At 47.8% G+C, this 14,436-nt stretch carries 14 protein-coding genes; 4 read left to right on the top strand and 10 right to left on the bottom strand.

Annotated elements, in window-relative coordinates; all coding sequences use genetic code 11:
- Positions 1-152 precede the first annotated feature (152 nt).
- The 9 genes from ACYVAM_RS18475 to ACYVAM_RS18435 form a co-directional block, all read right to left on the bottom strand.
- The gene (locus ACYVAM_RS18475; RefSeq protein WP_461069672.1) at positions 153-1,331 is read right to left on the bottom strand and encodes a RagB/SusD family nutrient uptake outer membrane protein; all 1,179 of its coding nucleotides are present in this window, start codon (positions 1,329-1,331) and stop codon (positions 153-155) included.
- A 547-nt stretch (positions 1,332-1,878) separates the two neighbouring features.
- The gene (locus tag ACYVAM_RS18470) at positions 1,879-3,003 is read right to left on the bottom strand and encodes an acyltransferase family protein (protein ID WP_461069670.1); all 1,125 of its coding nucleotides are present in this window, start codon (positions 3,001-3,003) and stop codon (positions 1,879-1,881) included.
- A gap of 290 nt (positions 3,004-3,293) precedes the next feature.
- Positions 3,294-3,431 carry a hypothetical protein gene (locus ACYVAM_RS18465; protein WP_461069668.1) on the bottom strand — a complete coding sequence of 46 codons (138 nt, stop codon included), beginning with the start codon at positions 3,429-3,431 and terminating at the stop codon, positions 3,294-3,296.
- On the bottom strand, positions 3,428-3,766 hold the full coding sequence (locus ACYVAM_RS18460; RefSeq protein ID WP_461069666.1) for a PadR family transcriptional regulator: 339 nt from the start codon (positions 3,764-3,766) through the stop codon (positions 3,428-3,430). The genes ACYVAM_RS18465 and ACYVAM_RS18460 overlap by 4 nt, the downstream gene beginning before the upstream one ends.
- Positions 3,767-3,981: 215 nt before the next feature.
- Complete coding sequence (locus ACYVAM_RS18455) at positions 3,982-4,368, bottom strand: hypothetical protein (RefSeq protein WP_461069664.1); 387 nt, start codon at positions 4,366-4,368, stop codon at positions 3,982-3,984.
- Between the two features lie 128 nt (positions 4,369-4,496).
- Positions 4,497-4,937 (bottom strand): hypothetical protein, encoded by a 441-nt coding sequence (locus tag ACYVAM_RS18450; RefSeq protein ID WP_461069662.1) that lies wholly within the window; start codon positions 4,935-4,937, stop codon positions 4,497-4,499.
- Between the two features lie 568 nt (positions 4,938-5,505).
- On the bottom strand, positions 5,506-6,087 hold the full coding sequence (locus tag ACYVAM_RS18445; protein WP_461069660.1) for a DUF7010 family protein: 582 nt from the start codon (positions 6,085-6,087) through the stop codon (positions 5,506-5,508).
- 435 nt (positions 6,088-6,522) lie between these two features.
- On the bottom strand, positions 6,523-7,230 hold the full coding sequence (locus ACYVAM_RS18440) for a hypothetical protein (protein WP_461069658.1): 708 nt from the start codon (positions 7,228-7,230) through the stop codon (positions 6,523-6,525).
- Positions 7,231-7,737: 507 nt separating this feature from the next.
- On the bottom strand, positions 7,738-8,262 hold the full coding sequence (locus ACYVAM_RS18435) for a DinB family protein (RefSeq protein ID WP_461069656.1): 525 nt from the start codon (positions 8,260-8,262) through the stop codon (positions 7,738-7,740).
- A gap of 333 nt (positions 8,263-8,595) precedes the next feature.
- On the opposite strand from ACYVAM_RS18435, the gene ACYVAM_RS18430 reads away from it, so the two are divergent.
- The 4 genes from ACYVAM_RS18430 to ACYVAM_RS18415 all read left to right on the top strand — a co-directional run bounded on the left by ACYVAM_RS18430 (position 8,596) and on the right by ACYVAM_RS18415 (position 11,729).
- Positions 8,596-9,171: a Crp/Fnr family transcriptional regulator gene (locus ACYVAM_RS18430; protein ID WP_461069654.1), complete on the top strand. Its 576-nt coding sequence runs from the start codon at positions 8,596-8,598 to the stop codon at positions 9,169-9,171.
- A gap of 95 nt (positions 9,172-9,266) precedes the next feature.
- Positions 9,267-9,680, top strand: a complete 414-nt coding sequence (locus ACYVAM_RS18425) for a DoxX family protein (RefSeq protein WP_461069652.1) — start codon at positions 9,267-9,269, stop codon at positions 9,678-9,680.
- Between the two features lie 19 nt (positions 9,681-9,699).
- The gene (locus ACYVAM_RS18420) at positions 9,700-10,677 is read left to right on the top strand and encodes a quinone oxidoreductase family protein (protein ID WP_461069650.1); all 978 of its coding nucleotides are present in this window, start codon (positions 9,700-9,702) and stop codon (positions 10,675-10,677) included.
- Between the two features lie 98 nt (positions 10,678-10,775).
- Positions 10,776-11,729 (top strand): hypothetical protein, encoded by a 954-nt coding sequence (locus tag ACYVAM_RS18415; RefSeq protein WP_461069648.1) that lies wholly within the window; start codon positions 10,776-10,778, stop codon positions 11,727-11,729.
- A gap of 109 nt (positions 11,730-11,838) precedes the next feature.
- Here the strand turns inward: ACYVAM_RS18415 and ACYVAM_RS18410 are convergent, their stop codons facing one another.
- On the bottom strand, positions 11,839-13,719 hold the full coding sequence (locus tag ACYVAM_RS18410) for a PAS domain S-box protein (protein WP_461069646.1): 1,881 nt from the start codon (positions 13,717-13,719) through the stop codon (positions 11,839-11,841).
- Positions 13,720-14,436: the final 717 nt, after the last annotated feature.

The raw sequence follows: 14,436 nt of genomic DNA, 5'->3' as shown, positions 1-14,436 counted from the left end.
GCCGCAAGGGTTGCCCGGTGAATCTATTCAGAAAAAGAACTTCTTAATTAATCCTACTGTCCAGTCAACTGCATCATCCATCGCCACGTGGCCTCGGCTGACAAAAGGTAGCGGGTTTTGACTAACAACTCGGGTTGATGGCCATTTCGGTACTAAGGGAACAAGTAATCCCGACTGGCGTCAAAATTGGTGTGTGGCTCCAGGGAGTTATCCCCTTTGAAGACAGCATCTCCCAATTTACGTCGTTTGATGTCGTACCACCGCTTGAACTCGAAGGCTAGTTCCAGCCGCCGTTCTTCCAGGACCAGATTAATGAAAGCCTCTTTGCTCATACCCAGTGCCACATCGGCCGGGAAGCTTGTCTGGCGGCCAGCCCAGTTGCGCGCCCGGCTTCGAATCTGATTGATATAACCAATGGCTTCGGCGTTCGGACCATTGTTTACTTCGGCTAACGCTTCGGCCGCCGTTAGTAGTACCTCGGCGTAGCGGAAACAAACATAATTATGATCGGAATAACGGCCTTCGGAGTTGGCATTACCCGGATAACGGGCAAACTTGGCAATGTGCGGACGAGCGGCCGTTGGAAATGCGGTATAGGGCTTTACTACACCACCGATGCGCATGGAGTCTTCCAGACTTACTTTTTTACGATAATCGCGGGCGTCCCAACTTTGGTATACCTTCAGGGTCGGTACTGCCACACTCCAACCGTTTTGATCGGTACCCCGAATTCCCGTCACGGCGCCCATCAGATCATCGTTTGTACTTTCGGGTCCTACCTTCTGACCTACGAAATCGACCGCAAAAATGGTTTCTTTGAGCTGATCGGCTTTGGTAGCAATAAATAAATCCTGAAAGTCAGCTTCCAGCCGGTACCCAAATTTATCTTTATTATCAATCACCCATTTCGCTTCGGTATACGCTTTCTGATAATCACCCCGCATGAGATACACCGTCGCCAGACACGTCACTGCCGACCCTTTGGTGGGGCGGGTGCGCACATCGGCCGGTTGCTGATCGGGTAGCCATTGTTTGGCAAATTCCAGATCGGTAATGATGCGGGCGTAGACATCGTTCTCCGCCATTTTGTTAATACCCTTCACCGATTCCAGATCGGTCACGAACGCGTCGATGTACGGAATGGCACCAAACGTTTGGACCAGATGAACGTACGAAAAGGCCCGTACAAACCGGGCTTCGCCAATGGTTGGGTTGATTTTTTCAGGTGCTAGGTTTAGTCCTTCGGCCCCGTTGATGGCCGCGTTAGTCGTACTGATTACTTTATACCAGCGGGGCCAGAAGGAAGCGACCAGTCCGTTGCTGGCATCCATGTTAAAATCATTGGTTTGCTGATGAGCGGCCGCGGTTGTCCGGTCACCGATGTCCGCATTTATAAGCTGACGCGATTACGCCAGTACCAACTGGTCCGCCCGATAGCTCCTGACTGATTACGCCAGCTTTGTTGCTGCGTTGTCCGAACACATTCAGCCCACCCGCAGCTTATCAGAGAAAAAAAATCTACGAATTATGATAAATGGCTATCTCATCATAAGGAAGGCAATTGCCTTTTTTTAATTTAAAGGAGTATGCGTTCTCCCAGCTCTTATCGAGTAATTGCGATAAAGTACTGTGTTTGTACCTTATCAACGAGTTTATAAATTCAGTTCTGGTAGTAATGGACTACCTTATGCGACGGATGGCATTGGACAGATGTTAAACTATATGGCTCATCAAAGGCTCCCATCTGAAACAAGAAGAATTTACTGCGCATGAATGGGGAATTAATGAAACGAATCATCTACGAGTACTTAGCCTAAAGTTCCCAACGTTGGCAAACATAACGTGAGAGCTCACTAATTTAGGGGTGTATACTTTATGCTACTTCAGCTTGCTACGTAACCACGCTCGTACCGGTTCATCGTACAACTTTAAACTGGCGTAAGCTAATAAGATAGCGCCTGAAAAAGTTAGCAGGGCATAAGGCCAAGCCTGCCATAAGGTAATGCCTTTGTGATTGCTCACCCAGGCTACGTAAAAATAGACCAGCACATAATGGGTCATGTATAAGGGATAGGAAAGATTGCCCATAAACTGACAAATTTTCGCTTCCGTTTGACTATGCACTACGCCACTGGCACCGATATAGACGATAAGGGGAAAGACCAGGATGATGCAAAACGCTTCGTATAGCCCATTCATCCAAACATGGTCGGCTCCGCCTATTCTGGGCATTAGTAAAACAGCCATAATCAGCCCGCTGCACCATACGAACGCACGTTTGATATAGATTGGCCGGGCTACCCGTGAAAGGAGCAAACCTGCAAAAAATGGGAAAAGTGTACGTATTATGCCAACCCGCATTTGTTCGGCGTTAAGTGTCCAGCCACCGGTAACGTCCCCGCTCGGGCTAGTGATTGCAAGATGCAAAAGCAAACCACCGGCTAGCACGACAAAACAAGTCAATGTTTTAGTTGACATTTTTCTCAGCCCCAACGCGTAGAGTATGTTGGCAGTATACTCGAAAAACAGTGACCAGCCCACACTATTGAGTGGATGCATTTCTTGCCAGCCGCGTATATCCATTGACAGGGGTATGGGTATCAGCGTACAGCCTATAAGCCAAACAACGATCAGCTTCCATGCCGGAACGGTATGTATAAGAGGCCATATCGTTGAGTCGGTCAGGTAAAAGCCAAGGGCACCCAGCGTCATGCCCAAGACCACCAGTGGTTGGAGCCGCTCGAATCGGCGACTAAGAAAGCCGCCGATGGTTAACTTATCCCATCTGTCGTCGTAGGCATACCCAATGACAAAGCCGGACAGGAGGAAGAAGAAATCGACCGCCAGGTAGCCATGGTTGACCACGTTGTCAAGGTGGCTGTTGGCCAGAGGCTCGGTAAGGTGAAAGCACACCACGATTATAGCGGCTACCCCCCGCAGTCCATCTAAGAGTTGATAATGCGGCTTTGTGCCAAATTGGTTTTTAGTTATTAGCTCAGGCATTAAGCAATGCTAAGTGATTAATCATCCAAAAGTAGGTCATAGGGAAGCCAACTCAATAACTTATCTCATTGCTTAAAGCAGCTTTCAATCAGACGAATCAATCATCGACGGGTAAAGAATGGTGCACCCAGTTATTTGTGATGAATGTAGAATCATCGAATAAAATGCTCCTCCCTAAGACGATGGCTTCTTCATGTATTTGCTCCTTAAATGGGGCGTTTAATAGAACAGATTTAGTGCAAGTGTTTGAAATATAGTCGCTTATATTCGTTTGGTGGCGAAAGGCCAGTTTAGTGTAAGCTACCCGGTAGTACTCGTAGGTATCGAATTCGTCGAGGTTGCCCTTCAACTTCTTCCAGCGTGTCGGCGGGGTGCAGCCATCGGAGTAACCGTTGTGTCCAGCGCGGGGGTTGCGGTTTCGGGTTCATAAGCTACTTAGTTGCAGGCTTTGAGGTGGTAGCAGTTGCCAAAGCTCCTGCCGTAACTGCTGTATCTCTTGTAACGCCCGGCTGCCCAGGGCCGTAATCCTGAACAGCCGCTTTCGCCGACCACCTCGTTCGGCGGTGGCACCACCCAGTTCAGACTGTACAAAGCCCTTCTCTTCCAACCGGATGAGCGTATTATGTACGGTGCCGAAGGTGACCACCCGTCCCGTATGTTCTTCCAGGGTCTGGCTGACAGTAACCCCGTAGCCTTCTCCATCCAGAATGGCGACCATGAGCAGTACCACCTCTTCAAACTCGCCTAAATACGTTCGACGCATTGCCTTGCCCAATTAGTTTACATTTTATCGTACAAATCTATTGCCAAACAAAAAACAGGCTACTCCGCTTAGGAATAGCCTGTTTTGCTACGGATTACTGTCCGTTTCTGGACAGTTACTGTACGGTCTTGGACAGACAATAGTGCATTTAGGGGATGACGCTCAACACGACTAAATTCTCATCCAAAGGTTCAATCTCACAAATCGCTGATTTATTAAAGAAGTAACCAGCTTATACCGCAAAGAGTAAGACCAATAAGTAGCCAGTTGATAAGCACTTCCAGCCCACTTTCAATGATGAAATTCTCTGGGGACTCTTTCTGGTAATGAACCCGCACCTCTCGGTGAAGGCTGAAATAATTCAGTTCATGAAATATCGAGTGCTTAGGCTGGCTTTCAACCCAGGTATTGGTCCCCGTCTTAAAGCGAACTATTGGAACAAAAAGCTGGCGAAGCTGGAAGGAAGCACTCCGATCAAACGAGGTAATCAGTCCGGTTGTCTTACAAGCCCCTCTTACTAATCGGTAATAAGAGAGCAGAAAGAGGCTTGACAGAATAGACGAAAAAATGCCGCCTATCAGCAAGGGAATCAAGAATTTCATAGGCTGCCTACGTACGCTCCACTCGTGTTAATGAACATAAATTTTAGGGTATAACTCCAGGAGGCCGCTTTCCCATTCTCAGCCCGCTTTCTTGAATCAGTCTTGGCGCAATGACAGTCAGTAAACCACTATGGGCTAGGCCTCCTGGTCAGCTGCTCGAAGATGACCCAGCCCATGGCAAAACTGTAAGCCATCAACTTGCCCGGAAGTAGAAGAAGTTGGAGATAGAGCAGCCAGCGGTTGACATTATCCGAGCTACGGAATGGGTTATCTAATAGACCACCCCACCAGCCTAGATTGGCATAATCCGGCTTGGTGCTCACCCGATAGCTGACCCATGCGTACAGGCACAAGCCGCCCAGCTTCAAGAGTCCTTGACTAATCCTCAGCCCTGGCCACTGGTCAACCACCCAGAGTAAGCCTACCTCCCAGCAGGCAATACCCAATATGATGGCGACCCAAATTACCCACTTCTTGGGTGGGGGCTGGTTTGGGTCTTCCGGAGCATCCACTCGGAGCTTACCTACCGGGCCAGGCTTATCTTCCAGCAACCAGGCTAGCCATTTCATCGCTGTAGGGGTTATGTTTGTGTAATACCGTAGGGCGGTTTACCTCAAGGCTCACTACCACTGAACCAATGAGAACGGGCCAGCCAAACTAGGCCACGACAATGGGTTTCGCTTGAGGGCAGCGGCAGTGGCCCAAAGGTAAAGCAAAGGCAATGATCACAACAGAGGATAAGTACGTATCTGACTAGGTAGAGTAACGGGATATAAAGCTGAGCAGGCTTTTAACCTTGGTACCGTTGAGCGATACAGGTGGGAGCCGCTACGATCAGTAAAGCCAGCCAAAAAAAGGAGCGATTCATACAGCATGTTCATTTTAATGCTGTAACGAATTAATGCCTTACATCGCATTAGGTTTAGGTTAACTTCAAACAAACTTAGTTAGCCTAGATATATAGTTTTCGTACTTAGGGACGTAACCTATGGAAAGGGTAGATAGCCAATTAGCGGCTCGTGTCTAAATATCAAAAAAGGCTAGTTTTTTAGAGCTAAATAGATTCCTATTAGCTTATTCTTGTTGTGCACCAGACGCTTAGATGTCTTTTGGCAACAGCCGAAAATGTTGACCTTGTTACGTGTACAGCCTCTTAGACTCCGCTTTTTGCTTCGAGGAAAAGTCATAAAAAAGGACAACGCTGAAAATTACTTCGATGAGGCCAATCGTGAGAGTAGTGATCAACGATTGTGTATTTGTGACAAATAAACCATAAGCTGATAGGCCTAACAGACCACCTAATATCCAGAATAGTTTGTTGCCATACAGCGTGCGAAACGTTAAGTACCGACCTCCGATGATTAGTCCCATACCCTGAAAAAACCACTCGGGCCGTTGTAGGGAGAGGCCATAGGCAATCGGGATCGTCATCATCATAAAAATGGTTCCCTCCATAGCAAGGCCTGTTAAGGGATTGCCTTTGCTGGTAGCCACTTTGACGCCCATCATTTTGTTAATTAAGGTGCTAATGGGATGAATGAGGCCACCACCGATTAGGAGTGCCCAGATGGCCTGTTTGGTTGAAAAGTTGTCGATAACAGCGGCCGTTGTGAGCCAAACGATTCCCGAGACGCATACCCCAGTAGCGCCATTTCGGTACTCGTTTCTCATAGCCGTTTGGGCTGTTGCTATTGAATCTAGCGGGTCGTTGAACTGCATGGCTAAAAGTAGAATTAGGCTAAAATGAGCCTAAATCAATTCAAGGTTCCCGTTTCCTACAACAGAAACAGGCTTATAGGTCAGTAGAGAGTATAAAAGGTGATTTATTGGATTGACTAGATCAAATTCTTAGAGGATAATCCTGAATGATAGAAAGATAGCCGTTTTACAAAAATTCTCAGAAAATGCTCCCCCAAAGGGAGACGCGCGACTATTGGTTATGTATATGCATCCTAAAATGGGGCGTTTGTTTGAGATGCGACTCTTCAAGTCGTGACCGCAACGGCCGGTACGGGACCGTAATTTGTGTCCCGTTTTTAATCGCATCCAATGTTCTCGTTTATCGGTTGATTTAATTCAGTTAGCCGAATAACAAGCTGGTGAGTAAAAAATCGTATACGTTGGCTGAGTGTCAGACCTTACACGATCCAATCATCAAAACCGATAGCCCAGGGTCAGCCCAAAGCGGGGAGTAAAACCTTTTCGGCTCATCTGTTCCGGCAGGACTGCCTTCAGAGGGGGACTGCTGGTCGGTAGTTGATAGTGAAGTCCCAAAAACAAATCGACCACTACTCGCGGTGTGCTTGTTTGCACACCAGCCATAGCGCCGGGCATCCACACGTGAAGCTGCTGTATAGCCCTGACTAACCTACCGCTCGGGTCTCGAATAATAGTACCCTGATTGTCGAACTGATAGTCGTCGAGCGTGAGCCCGGAATAGCGACCGTATACGCCTGCGTAAAAGCCAGTGGGGGACAAAGGACGCCGGTGGAAATAGTGCCGGTATTCCAACGTAACCCGCTTATAGTGAAATAATCTCGGCGTGGGGTTGTTGGCGTTGTGATATTCATACGTTTCCGAACCGAAGCCCACTCCACCCACCAGCGATGCACGTTTGGTCAGCATCCGTTCATAAAAGACAGATACGTCGCCGACAATAAGGCTCAGTGGGTTAATTTTGAGACTATTAGCTCGGGTGACTGTGGAGTCTGCCGTTGACTGGGCGTAGGCCCTACACAGGCTGATGGCACTAAGTAGAACAAACAGGGATATTTTCATTGCGAAATTCGGGTGTCCGTTATGGCCTGTCACCACCAAACTGACATCCGCTATTTTTTGCTGCTGGGTTGCCTGTTCTGCCATTGCCAGCCTGACGGCTTCGTACCGGTTGGCAATATTAACAGTTTTTGAAAGTTCGGCAACATTAACCTTCTTTAATGTCAGCTCTATCAGTTGCGTGTGTTAAACCAGCGTCGACTGCGTAATGATGCGCCTTGAACTAGCAGGAATATGTTTGGGGAAATGACTATTGCTAGTTGGTCGAAGGTGAATCCGTCTGGAAATGAGCGGTCGTTTACCCTCTTGGCCATCTTACAGGATGGATTAAAAAGGGAGGGTAGCAACGCGCTGCTTAGGCTTAGCTGGCTAACGACTAAGCCCGGTTGCTGTAATTGAAAAAAGCATTTTTTGTGCATCTATTCAGGTGCGATCAATACTGTCAGACACCCAACTAGTAGCACTTTGCCGGGGAAGTCTGTTTTTCTTGGCGTACGTGCCAGTGTTTGTTCATAGACCGTACAGATGTCAGTGGACTTACTCACGCATCAATATTATGTACCTGTTTCTTAAATGGCAAGGCCTACGATTCGGTTATCTCGCTAATCGCAGGCCGAAGTCATGGCGCACATCCACCACGCGCTTAATAAGCCCAATCTGACCACAGTGGTACATGGTGTGCTTGATATTCCAATCAACGGCCTCCCGTTTTGTGTTAGCGATTGGATGAGGAGTAGGAGTGGATTCTAGCGGACTATCTAGTTCTGAAGTTTCCAGAGTCGCTAATATAGCCAACGACTTTTGTTGCATGAATTGCAAGTCAGCTATTAATTTAACTGAATCTACTTTACCTACTGACAAGGAAGGGCCTGATACGGTGAACCACTCACTATATTCTCGGATTGGAAGCTGTTGGAGAATATCCATTTGGTGCCCCCGAATAACCATAATTGAATGGAAATACTGACTGATAATCAAATGCCCAAGCTGCCAAGCAATACTTGATTCTACGATGGGAGGAATGATACTCCACCTGTCAGGCGGCACGGTCTCAACCAGCTTATTCGTCCACTGATACGCATTGGCGGTTTGATTGATCAACATCTGAATTTCAGTCATCGGTCGTAAACATGTTTGGCTTAAACGAAAGCGGTTGCACTCTTGTGGGCTAAGTTATTGTAAGTATCCCAATAACAGTGCGTATGCCCGTTTAGGGATAAGATTTTTGAGTTGTTAACGTAAAGAGTCTACCATTAGGGCCATCCTGGACCGGCTCACAAAACGCTCTCCTTTCAGATGAAGTTGTTTGTGCAGTGCTACCAATAACGTACACACATTAGGGCGCATTATCGACCGACCGTAGACTGCCTATGCTTAACAGATCACTGAACCGATTCTATATTTAGTTAGTTTACAACCGCAATGCTTAGTGGCCAAACTAGCTAAATTATCATGCTCGAGAAATTTAGAAAAAATTTCCCCGTGTCGGCCGAAAAATGGGAGGAGTATACCGGCTATTTTCACCGAATTCAGGTACCGGCCAGGACCGTTCTGCTTCTGGAAGGGGACATATCCCGCAAAGCTTATTTAGTTGAAAAAGGTTGCCTACGGGTTTGGTTCAATAGGAAGGGAGAGGATATTACTTTTCAGTTCTTTTTTGAGAACAGGACTGTTTCCTCCATTGAGAGTTTCCGAAATAGTGTGCCAAGCTTGTTTTCCATTGAGACGATCGAACCTTGCACTCTGTGGTGGATTGATAAAGCGAGTATCGATAAAGTACTAGAAGAGGTCAGTGCGATACCGGCTATTCGTAGCCAAATCCTAGAGACCTTGTTTGGGCGCACCCTAGATTATATGAAGCATTTTCTTTCGCTGATCCGGGATACCCCTCAGGAGCGTTATGAAAATTTGCTAACGCAAAACCCGCATATCGTCCAGCGCGTCCCTCAGCATTACATTGCCTCCTACCTGGGCGTAAGCCGGGTTCATTTGAGCCGGATTAAAGCCAAAATCGCTCGCCCCAATTAGCAAAGCCAGGATACGCTATTTGGTAACAAATGTTATCGTCGGAGGGCCTACTGGCCCTTTACTTTTGTATCAACAATAACAAAAGAAGCGATACAATGAAACGATTAACCATTATTTATTGGGTAACGACGGTTATGTTCAGTCTATGGATGCTGGCCAACGCCTATGCCTACCTCACGTCTGAAGAGGCCCGGCGCCTTTGTGCTCATTTTGGTTTTCCGGATTATTTCCGGGTAGAGCTAGCCGTTGCTAAGGTGATTGGCATAACCGTGCTCGTGCCACCCTTGCTAAAAGGCCGAATTAAAGAGTGGGCCTACGCAGGCTTCGTAATCACAGTCATCTCAGGTTTTATCGCGCATCTAGCTTCCGGCGATTCAGTCCGCGACTCTGCGTCGGCGCTACTAGCCTTGGTATTAATTCTGATTTCCTATGCGAGCTATCACCGCTTACAGGTGGCTAGCTCCATCACTAAGTCAATCACTACCGGCTCTTTAACAAACCTAGCTTAATAGTCAACCAATAAGTAAGATGAAAGCTGCCATTATGCATCCACAAGGGGGAGAGCCACGTTATGCCGAGATGCCTAACCCGACTGTATCGAGCGAAGACGAAGTACTGCTGACTATTAAAGCGGCTGCCATTAAACACATCGACCGAGGCCAAGCCAGCGGTAAACATTATTCCGCTCAACCTCAATTGGCTGGTCAAACCAAAATTATTGGGGGTGATGGCGTGGGTGTGCTAGCCGACGGTACTCGAGTTTACGCCTTGGGCGTGACCGGTATGGTTGCTCAGCAAGCTATAGTGGAGAAAGACCGGATGGTGATTGTACCCAATGGGTTGAATGACGCCATAGCAGCGGCCCTGCCTAATGGGGTGATTGGCTCGGCGATGGGACTACGCTTCCGGGCCCGTATACAAGCCGGGGAGGTGGTTTTGATCAACGGAGCTACCGGCTTTACGGGCCGACTGGCCGTGCAGATTGCCAAACACTATGGAGCCAAGAGAGTGATTGCTACGGGCCGTAATCTCAGCTCACTGCAAGAATTGCTGAGCCTGGGAGCTGATGAAGTCATTTCGGTGGATCAGCCAGATGAGGATTTTCTAGCCCAACTTCGAGCGATCCACAATAATACGCCGATAGACGTGATCGTCGATTATTTGTGGGGCCGCTCGGCGGAGTTGATATTAACCTCTCTAAAAGGCAAAGGGGCCTTTACCCACCCAGTACGTTTTGTCTCCATTGGGAGCGTCACCGGGGATAAGATCCAACTATCCGCTGAAAATTTGCGCAGCGTTAATCTACAGCTATCCGGTTCGGGATTAGGTAGTTGGACACGGCAGGATGTAGGTCAACTATTTCGCGAGATCTTGCCAGATATGTTTCAACTAGCTGCCAACGGAAAGCTCACCATAGACACCGTTACGGTTGATCTATCCGAAATTGAATCCATTTATGACGTGGTGATAACCGATGGGAAGCGACTAGTCATTACTATGAATTGAGCCGCACTCAGGTAGTCTTGACGGAAGTTGACTGGTTAAATCACAATGGCTATTTTAAGGTCTTTAGGCTGCTTTTAGCGTCAAGACTGCCTGTACTCATGTCAATTACCCTAGTAAGATCTATTTGTGTGCTGGGTAGTCTGTTGAGCTCTTTGCTGCTGCTAGGTAGCTGTTCCAGACCTCTCTATCCAGATTCACATGCGGCTTCCTGTTACCCAAATCACCCCTATGATACCACGTCTTATCAGTGGACTGAACCACCAGACTCTTTGCTTACCCGGCTTTTGCCCCGGTACAGTCGCTATAATCTGATGGTCGCTCATGCGGCTGGACTGCTGCCTTTCCTACAAAGTTATCAGCTACAATGTGGGAAACTAAGTAAGGACTCTTCGTTGGCTCAACGCTTTCTAGTGTCCGAGCAAAAAGCTCGTATTCAGGAGCGGATTGCTCTTTTTCGCATACAGGTGGCCAGTGTAGCGGCTGAGTTGGATTGTGAAGCATTGCGGGTTAACCGACTCATCGTCTATCAGGATCGGCTCGAGCAGGTCCGAGTCAGAAACCTCACGGTTTCCTCAATTCTGACGGGGGCCGCTGGTGGCATTGCGGCCGGCCTCCTACCCGAGAATGAATCAAAAGCGACCGCTATTACCGCTGGTCTAGGCAGTTCACTTTTAGGGCTATTATCCCTTCGTTCGGTGCGCCGAATTCCACTGGAGCATCCTCGCAATCTGCTTCGAGATATCTGGTACATACCTGCGCATTCAGATCAATATCCTGTAATGGTCTGGAATATGCTTTCTCAGCCGGTTTTTAGTAGTAGTGGGCGTTACTCGGTAACCTATCTACTGAAAAGTCAATGGATTGATATTGAAGGGCTGAGTCCAAAGCAGAAAAAGAATGAACGTACGATTCAACTGCTGCTGAGTAATGGGGGTGAATATAAAGTCGATGAATTGAAGCTTCGTGTTGATCTGATTAATCAGGTGCAAGCCGCCATCAAACTAATCGATCAAGATATTCAGGGGCTGCTGTCCCAACTGTCCAGTCGCTGATCCGATGCGAAATGACAATGGCTCATCTTCGGATAGCACATCCAGACTACCTGTCTGGGCCGTTTGTAAAGGCTATCTTGGATCTAGTCAATAAGTGTTTACCATCCTGTTACGCTCCCGATTGCTTACGGGGAAGCGTAATCAGGAAGGTAGTCCCTTCATTGATGGCACTCTCCACCGTGATGGTTCCCCCATGACGATGGACAATCTTTTTACACAGGGCTAAACCAAGTCCCGTCCCTTCATAAGCATCCTTGGCATGTAGGCGCGTAAACGTTTCAAAAACTTTCTCCGCGTATTTGGCATCAAAGCCGATCCCCTTATCCGCTACTTGGATCTGTATATACTTCTCATCGGTTAAGCGGATCGTTGAGAGGCTGATCTGGGCAGGTTCCGTAGCTTTAGCGAATTTAAGGGCATTGGTGATCAAATTGTAAAATAGCTGATAGATTAATAGGGGTATCCCTTCAATAGACGGTAAGGTCTGCCTGGTGAGTTGCGCCTGCTTTTCAAGAATCAACACGTCTAAATCCGTTTCGATTTGTGCCAACAGCTGGTTTAAATCAATCCATTCCAGCAACTGGGGGGTACTGTTAAGAGAGGAGTAGGTTAGAACGCCCTGGATCATGGCTAACATGCGGTCAGCCGATTGCTGAATCTTAGTGACAAACAACTGAGCTTTCTCAGGCAGCATGGCCCGGTACTCCACTTCTAATCGACTACTAAACAGCTTCACTTTGCGAGCAGGCTCTTTCAGATCATGGCTGGCCACATGAGCAAATCGCTGAAGATCCTCGTTGGAGCGTTGTAACTCAAGTGTCAGGGTGCGATAGCGATCATTGCTCTCCCGTAAAATACGTTCGGCTTCTTTTCGTTCGGTCAGGTCACGGGTCACTTTAGAAAAGCCGATATGGAGGCCAGCGGAATTATACATGGCCGTGATGACAATGCTGGCCCAGAACAGGCGCCCATCTTTGCGAACCCGCCAGCCTTCCTCCTCGTAGGTACCCGAATCCAGGGCGACTTGTAACTCGCGAGCTGGTTTTCCATTGAGAATGTCTTCCTGGGGGTAGAAAATTGAGAAATACTTGCCGATGATTTCCGACTGGGTATAGCCACTGATGCGCCGGGCCCCTTCATTCCAGTTAATGACCCGCCCTTTTTCATCCATCATAAAGATGCCGTAGTCAGTCACCTGCTCCACCAGGGAGCGGTAGCGTTCTTCGCTCTGGCGAAGGTCTTCCTGATTTTGTTTCCGTTCGGTCAGGTCACGGGTCACTTTAGAAAAGCCAATATGTTGGTTGGCTTCATTGAACAGGGCCGTAATTACCACGTTAGCCCAGAAGACCGATCCATTCTTTTTAACCCGCCAGCCTTCTTCTTCATACTTACCCGTCTGGATGGCAATCGTCAGCTCGCGGGCCGGTTTGTCATCGGCCAGATCTTCGGCCGTATAAAAGGTGGAGAAGTGTTTACCAATGATCTCATTAGCCGCATACCCTTTAATGCGTTGAGCGCCTTCATTCCAGGTCAGAATATGGCCACTTGTGTCGAGCATAAAGATGGCGTAGTCTTTGACGCCTTCCACCATCAACCGAAACCGCTCCTCCTGTTGACGAAGTCGAAGGGCTTCCTGCTGTTGAGCTGAGCGATCCGTCAGCGTACAAGCATAGCCTAAGAAGGTAGTGTTTTCCTCATATAGGCAGTTATAGCTGATTTCACACCAGGCGGTAGTGCCATCGTTCCTGGTCCGCCAGCCCTGGGTACGGAATAGGCCATTTTTTTTAGCCAAGCTCAGTTCGTAATACGCTTTGGTGGTATCACCCACGGGATGATAAAGGCAGGAAATGGGCTGATTAACTAACTCGTGAAGGGCGTATTGAGTCAGGGCGGTAGCCGCTGGATTAGCGTAGGTGATATATCCGTCTGGATCTAACTGGAGAATGGCTTGGGGTAAACGCTGAAGAAGCCAGTGGTCATTGTTGTTCATTAGCAATCCGCAAAAAGAACTAGCGTGTTGTCAGTCAGCCACCGAAAGGCACCGACCGGTTGGTTCACCGATTCACTGGGAAAAGGAGTAAGCTATTGATTTGATCTTCTCCAGCAAGAAGCCTGTCAGGCACAAAGGTGGCCTACCAATTTTATGACCTGTTCACGGAGGCATAGATACTATGGGTTTAGATGGCAGGTAGGTGTTGCCATATGAGTATAGATTTGTCTTTGGTTGAACTGGCCAGGGATTCGTTTGTTCAACAAATTTGTTTGAAATCTGATTGAATGGTTGCCCGTGTTTGTGCATTAGTTGGTGAGTGCCTCCTGCCGCCGTAAAGCTGTAACGTATTTTACTTACCCGTATGGGGTTAAGTGAAGTAGATAGAAATTAACAAGTGATTGTCTTGCAAATACCCTCCCGTCTAAGACAAAGGAACGTTCATGAATAGGCTCCCGCCTGAATCGAACTCTCGACGTTGAGTTTCGTCAGGGATAGGTATAGTACGACCATAAACCCTAGAATATGTTTCCGTCAAACGGTCATTTTTTTATAAAGGTGTTACATAATCCCAAAATGCCGTCTTAGGAATAACTCACTACCATTACTTAACTAATTAACATCGATGAGCTTATCAATAACTGAACTCAAAGGGAGCACAGATGCTCTTAGCGACGCATTGAAAGGTCAGGGCATTACCAATAGCGAAGCGCTTCT

Source organism: Spirosoma horti, assembly GCF_054776595.1.
This window is presented reverse-complemented; position numbering and strand designations above follow the sequence as displayed.

Coding starts and splice junctions, on each gene's coding strand:
- ACYVAM_RS18475 (WP_461069672.1), bottom strand. CDS start 1,331: ATGGATGCCAGCAACGGACTGGTCGCTTCCTTCTGGCCCCGCTGGTAT.
- ACYVAM_RS18470 (WP_461069670.1), bottom strand. CDS start 3,003: ATGCCTGAGCTAATAACTAAAAACCAATTTGGCACAAAGCCGCATTAT.
- ACYVAM_RS18465 (WP_461069668.1), bottom strand. CDS start 3,431: ATGAACCCGAAACCGCAACCCCCGCGCTGGACACAACGGTTACTCCGA.
- ACYVAM_RS18460 (WP_461069666.1), bottom strand. CDS start 3,766: ATGCGTCGAACGTATTTAGGCGAGTTTGAAGAGGTGGTACTGCTCATG.
- ACYVAM_RS18455 (WP_461069664.1), bottom strand. CDS start 4,368: ATGAAATTCTTGATTCCCTTGCTGATAGGCGGCATTTTTTCGTCTATT.
- ACYVAM_RS18450 (WP_461069662.1), bottom strand. CDS start 4,937: ATGAAATGGCTAGCCTGGTTGCTGGAAGATAAGCCTGGCCCGGTAGGT.
- ACYVAM_RS18445 (WP_461069660.1), bottom strand. CDS start 6,087: ATGCAGTTCAACGACCCGCTAGATTCAATAGCAACAGCCCAAACGGCT.
- ACYVAM_RS18440 (WP_461069658.1), bottom strand. CDS start 7,230: ATGGCAGAACAGGCAACCCAGCAGCAAAAAATAGCGGATGTCAGTTTG.
- ACYVAM_RS18435 (WP_461069656.1), bottom strand. CDS start 8,262: ATGACTGAAATTCAGATGTTGATCAATCAAACCGCCAATGCGTATCAG.
- ACYVAM_RS18430 (WP_461069654.1), top strand. CDS start 8,596: ATGCTCGAGAAATTTAGAAAAAATTTCCCCGTGTCGGCCGAAAAATGG.
- ACYVAM_RS18425 (WP_461069652.1), top strand. CDS start 9,267: ATGAAACGATTAACCATTATTTATTGGGTAACGACGGTTATGTTCAGT.
- ACYVAM_RS18420 (WP_461069650.1), top strand. CDS start 9,700: ATGAAAGCTGCCATTATGCATCCACAAGGGGGAGAGCCACGTTATGCC.
- ACYVAM_RS18415 (WP_461069648.1), top strand. CDS start 10,776: ATGTCAATTACCCTAGTAAGATCTATTTGTGTGCTGGGTAGTCTGTTG.
- ACYVAM_RS18410 (WP_461069646.1), bottom strand. CDS start 13,719: ATGAACAACAATGACCACTGGCTTCTTCAGCGTTTACCCCAAGCCATT.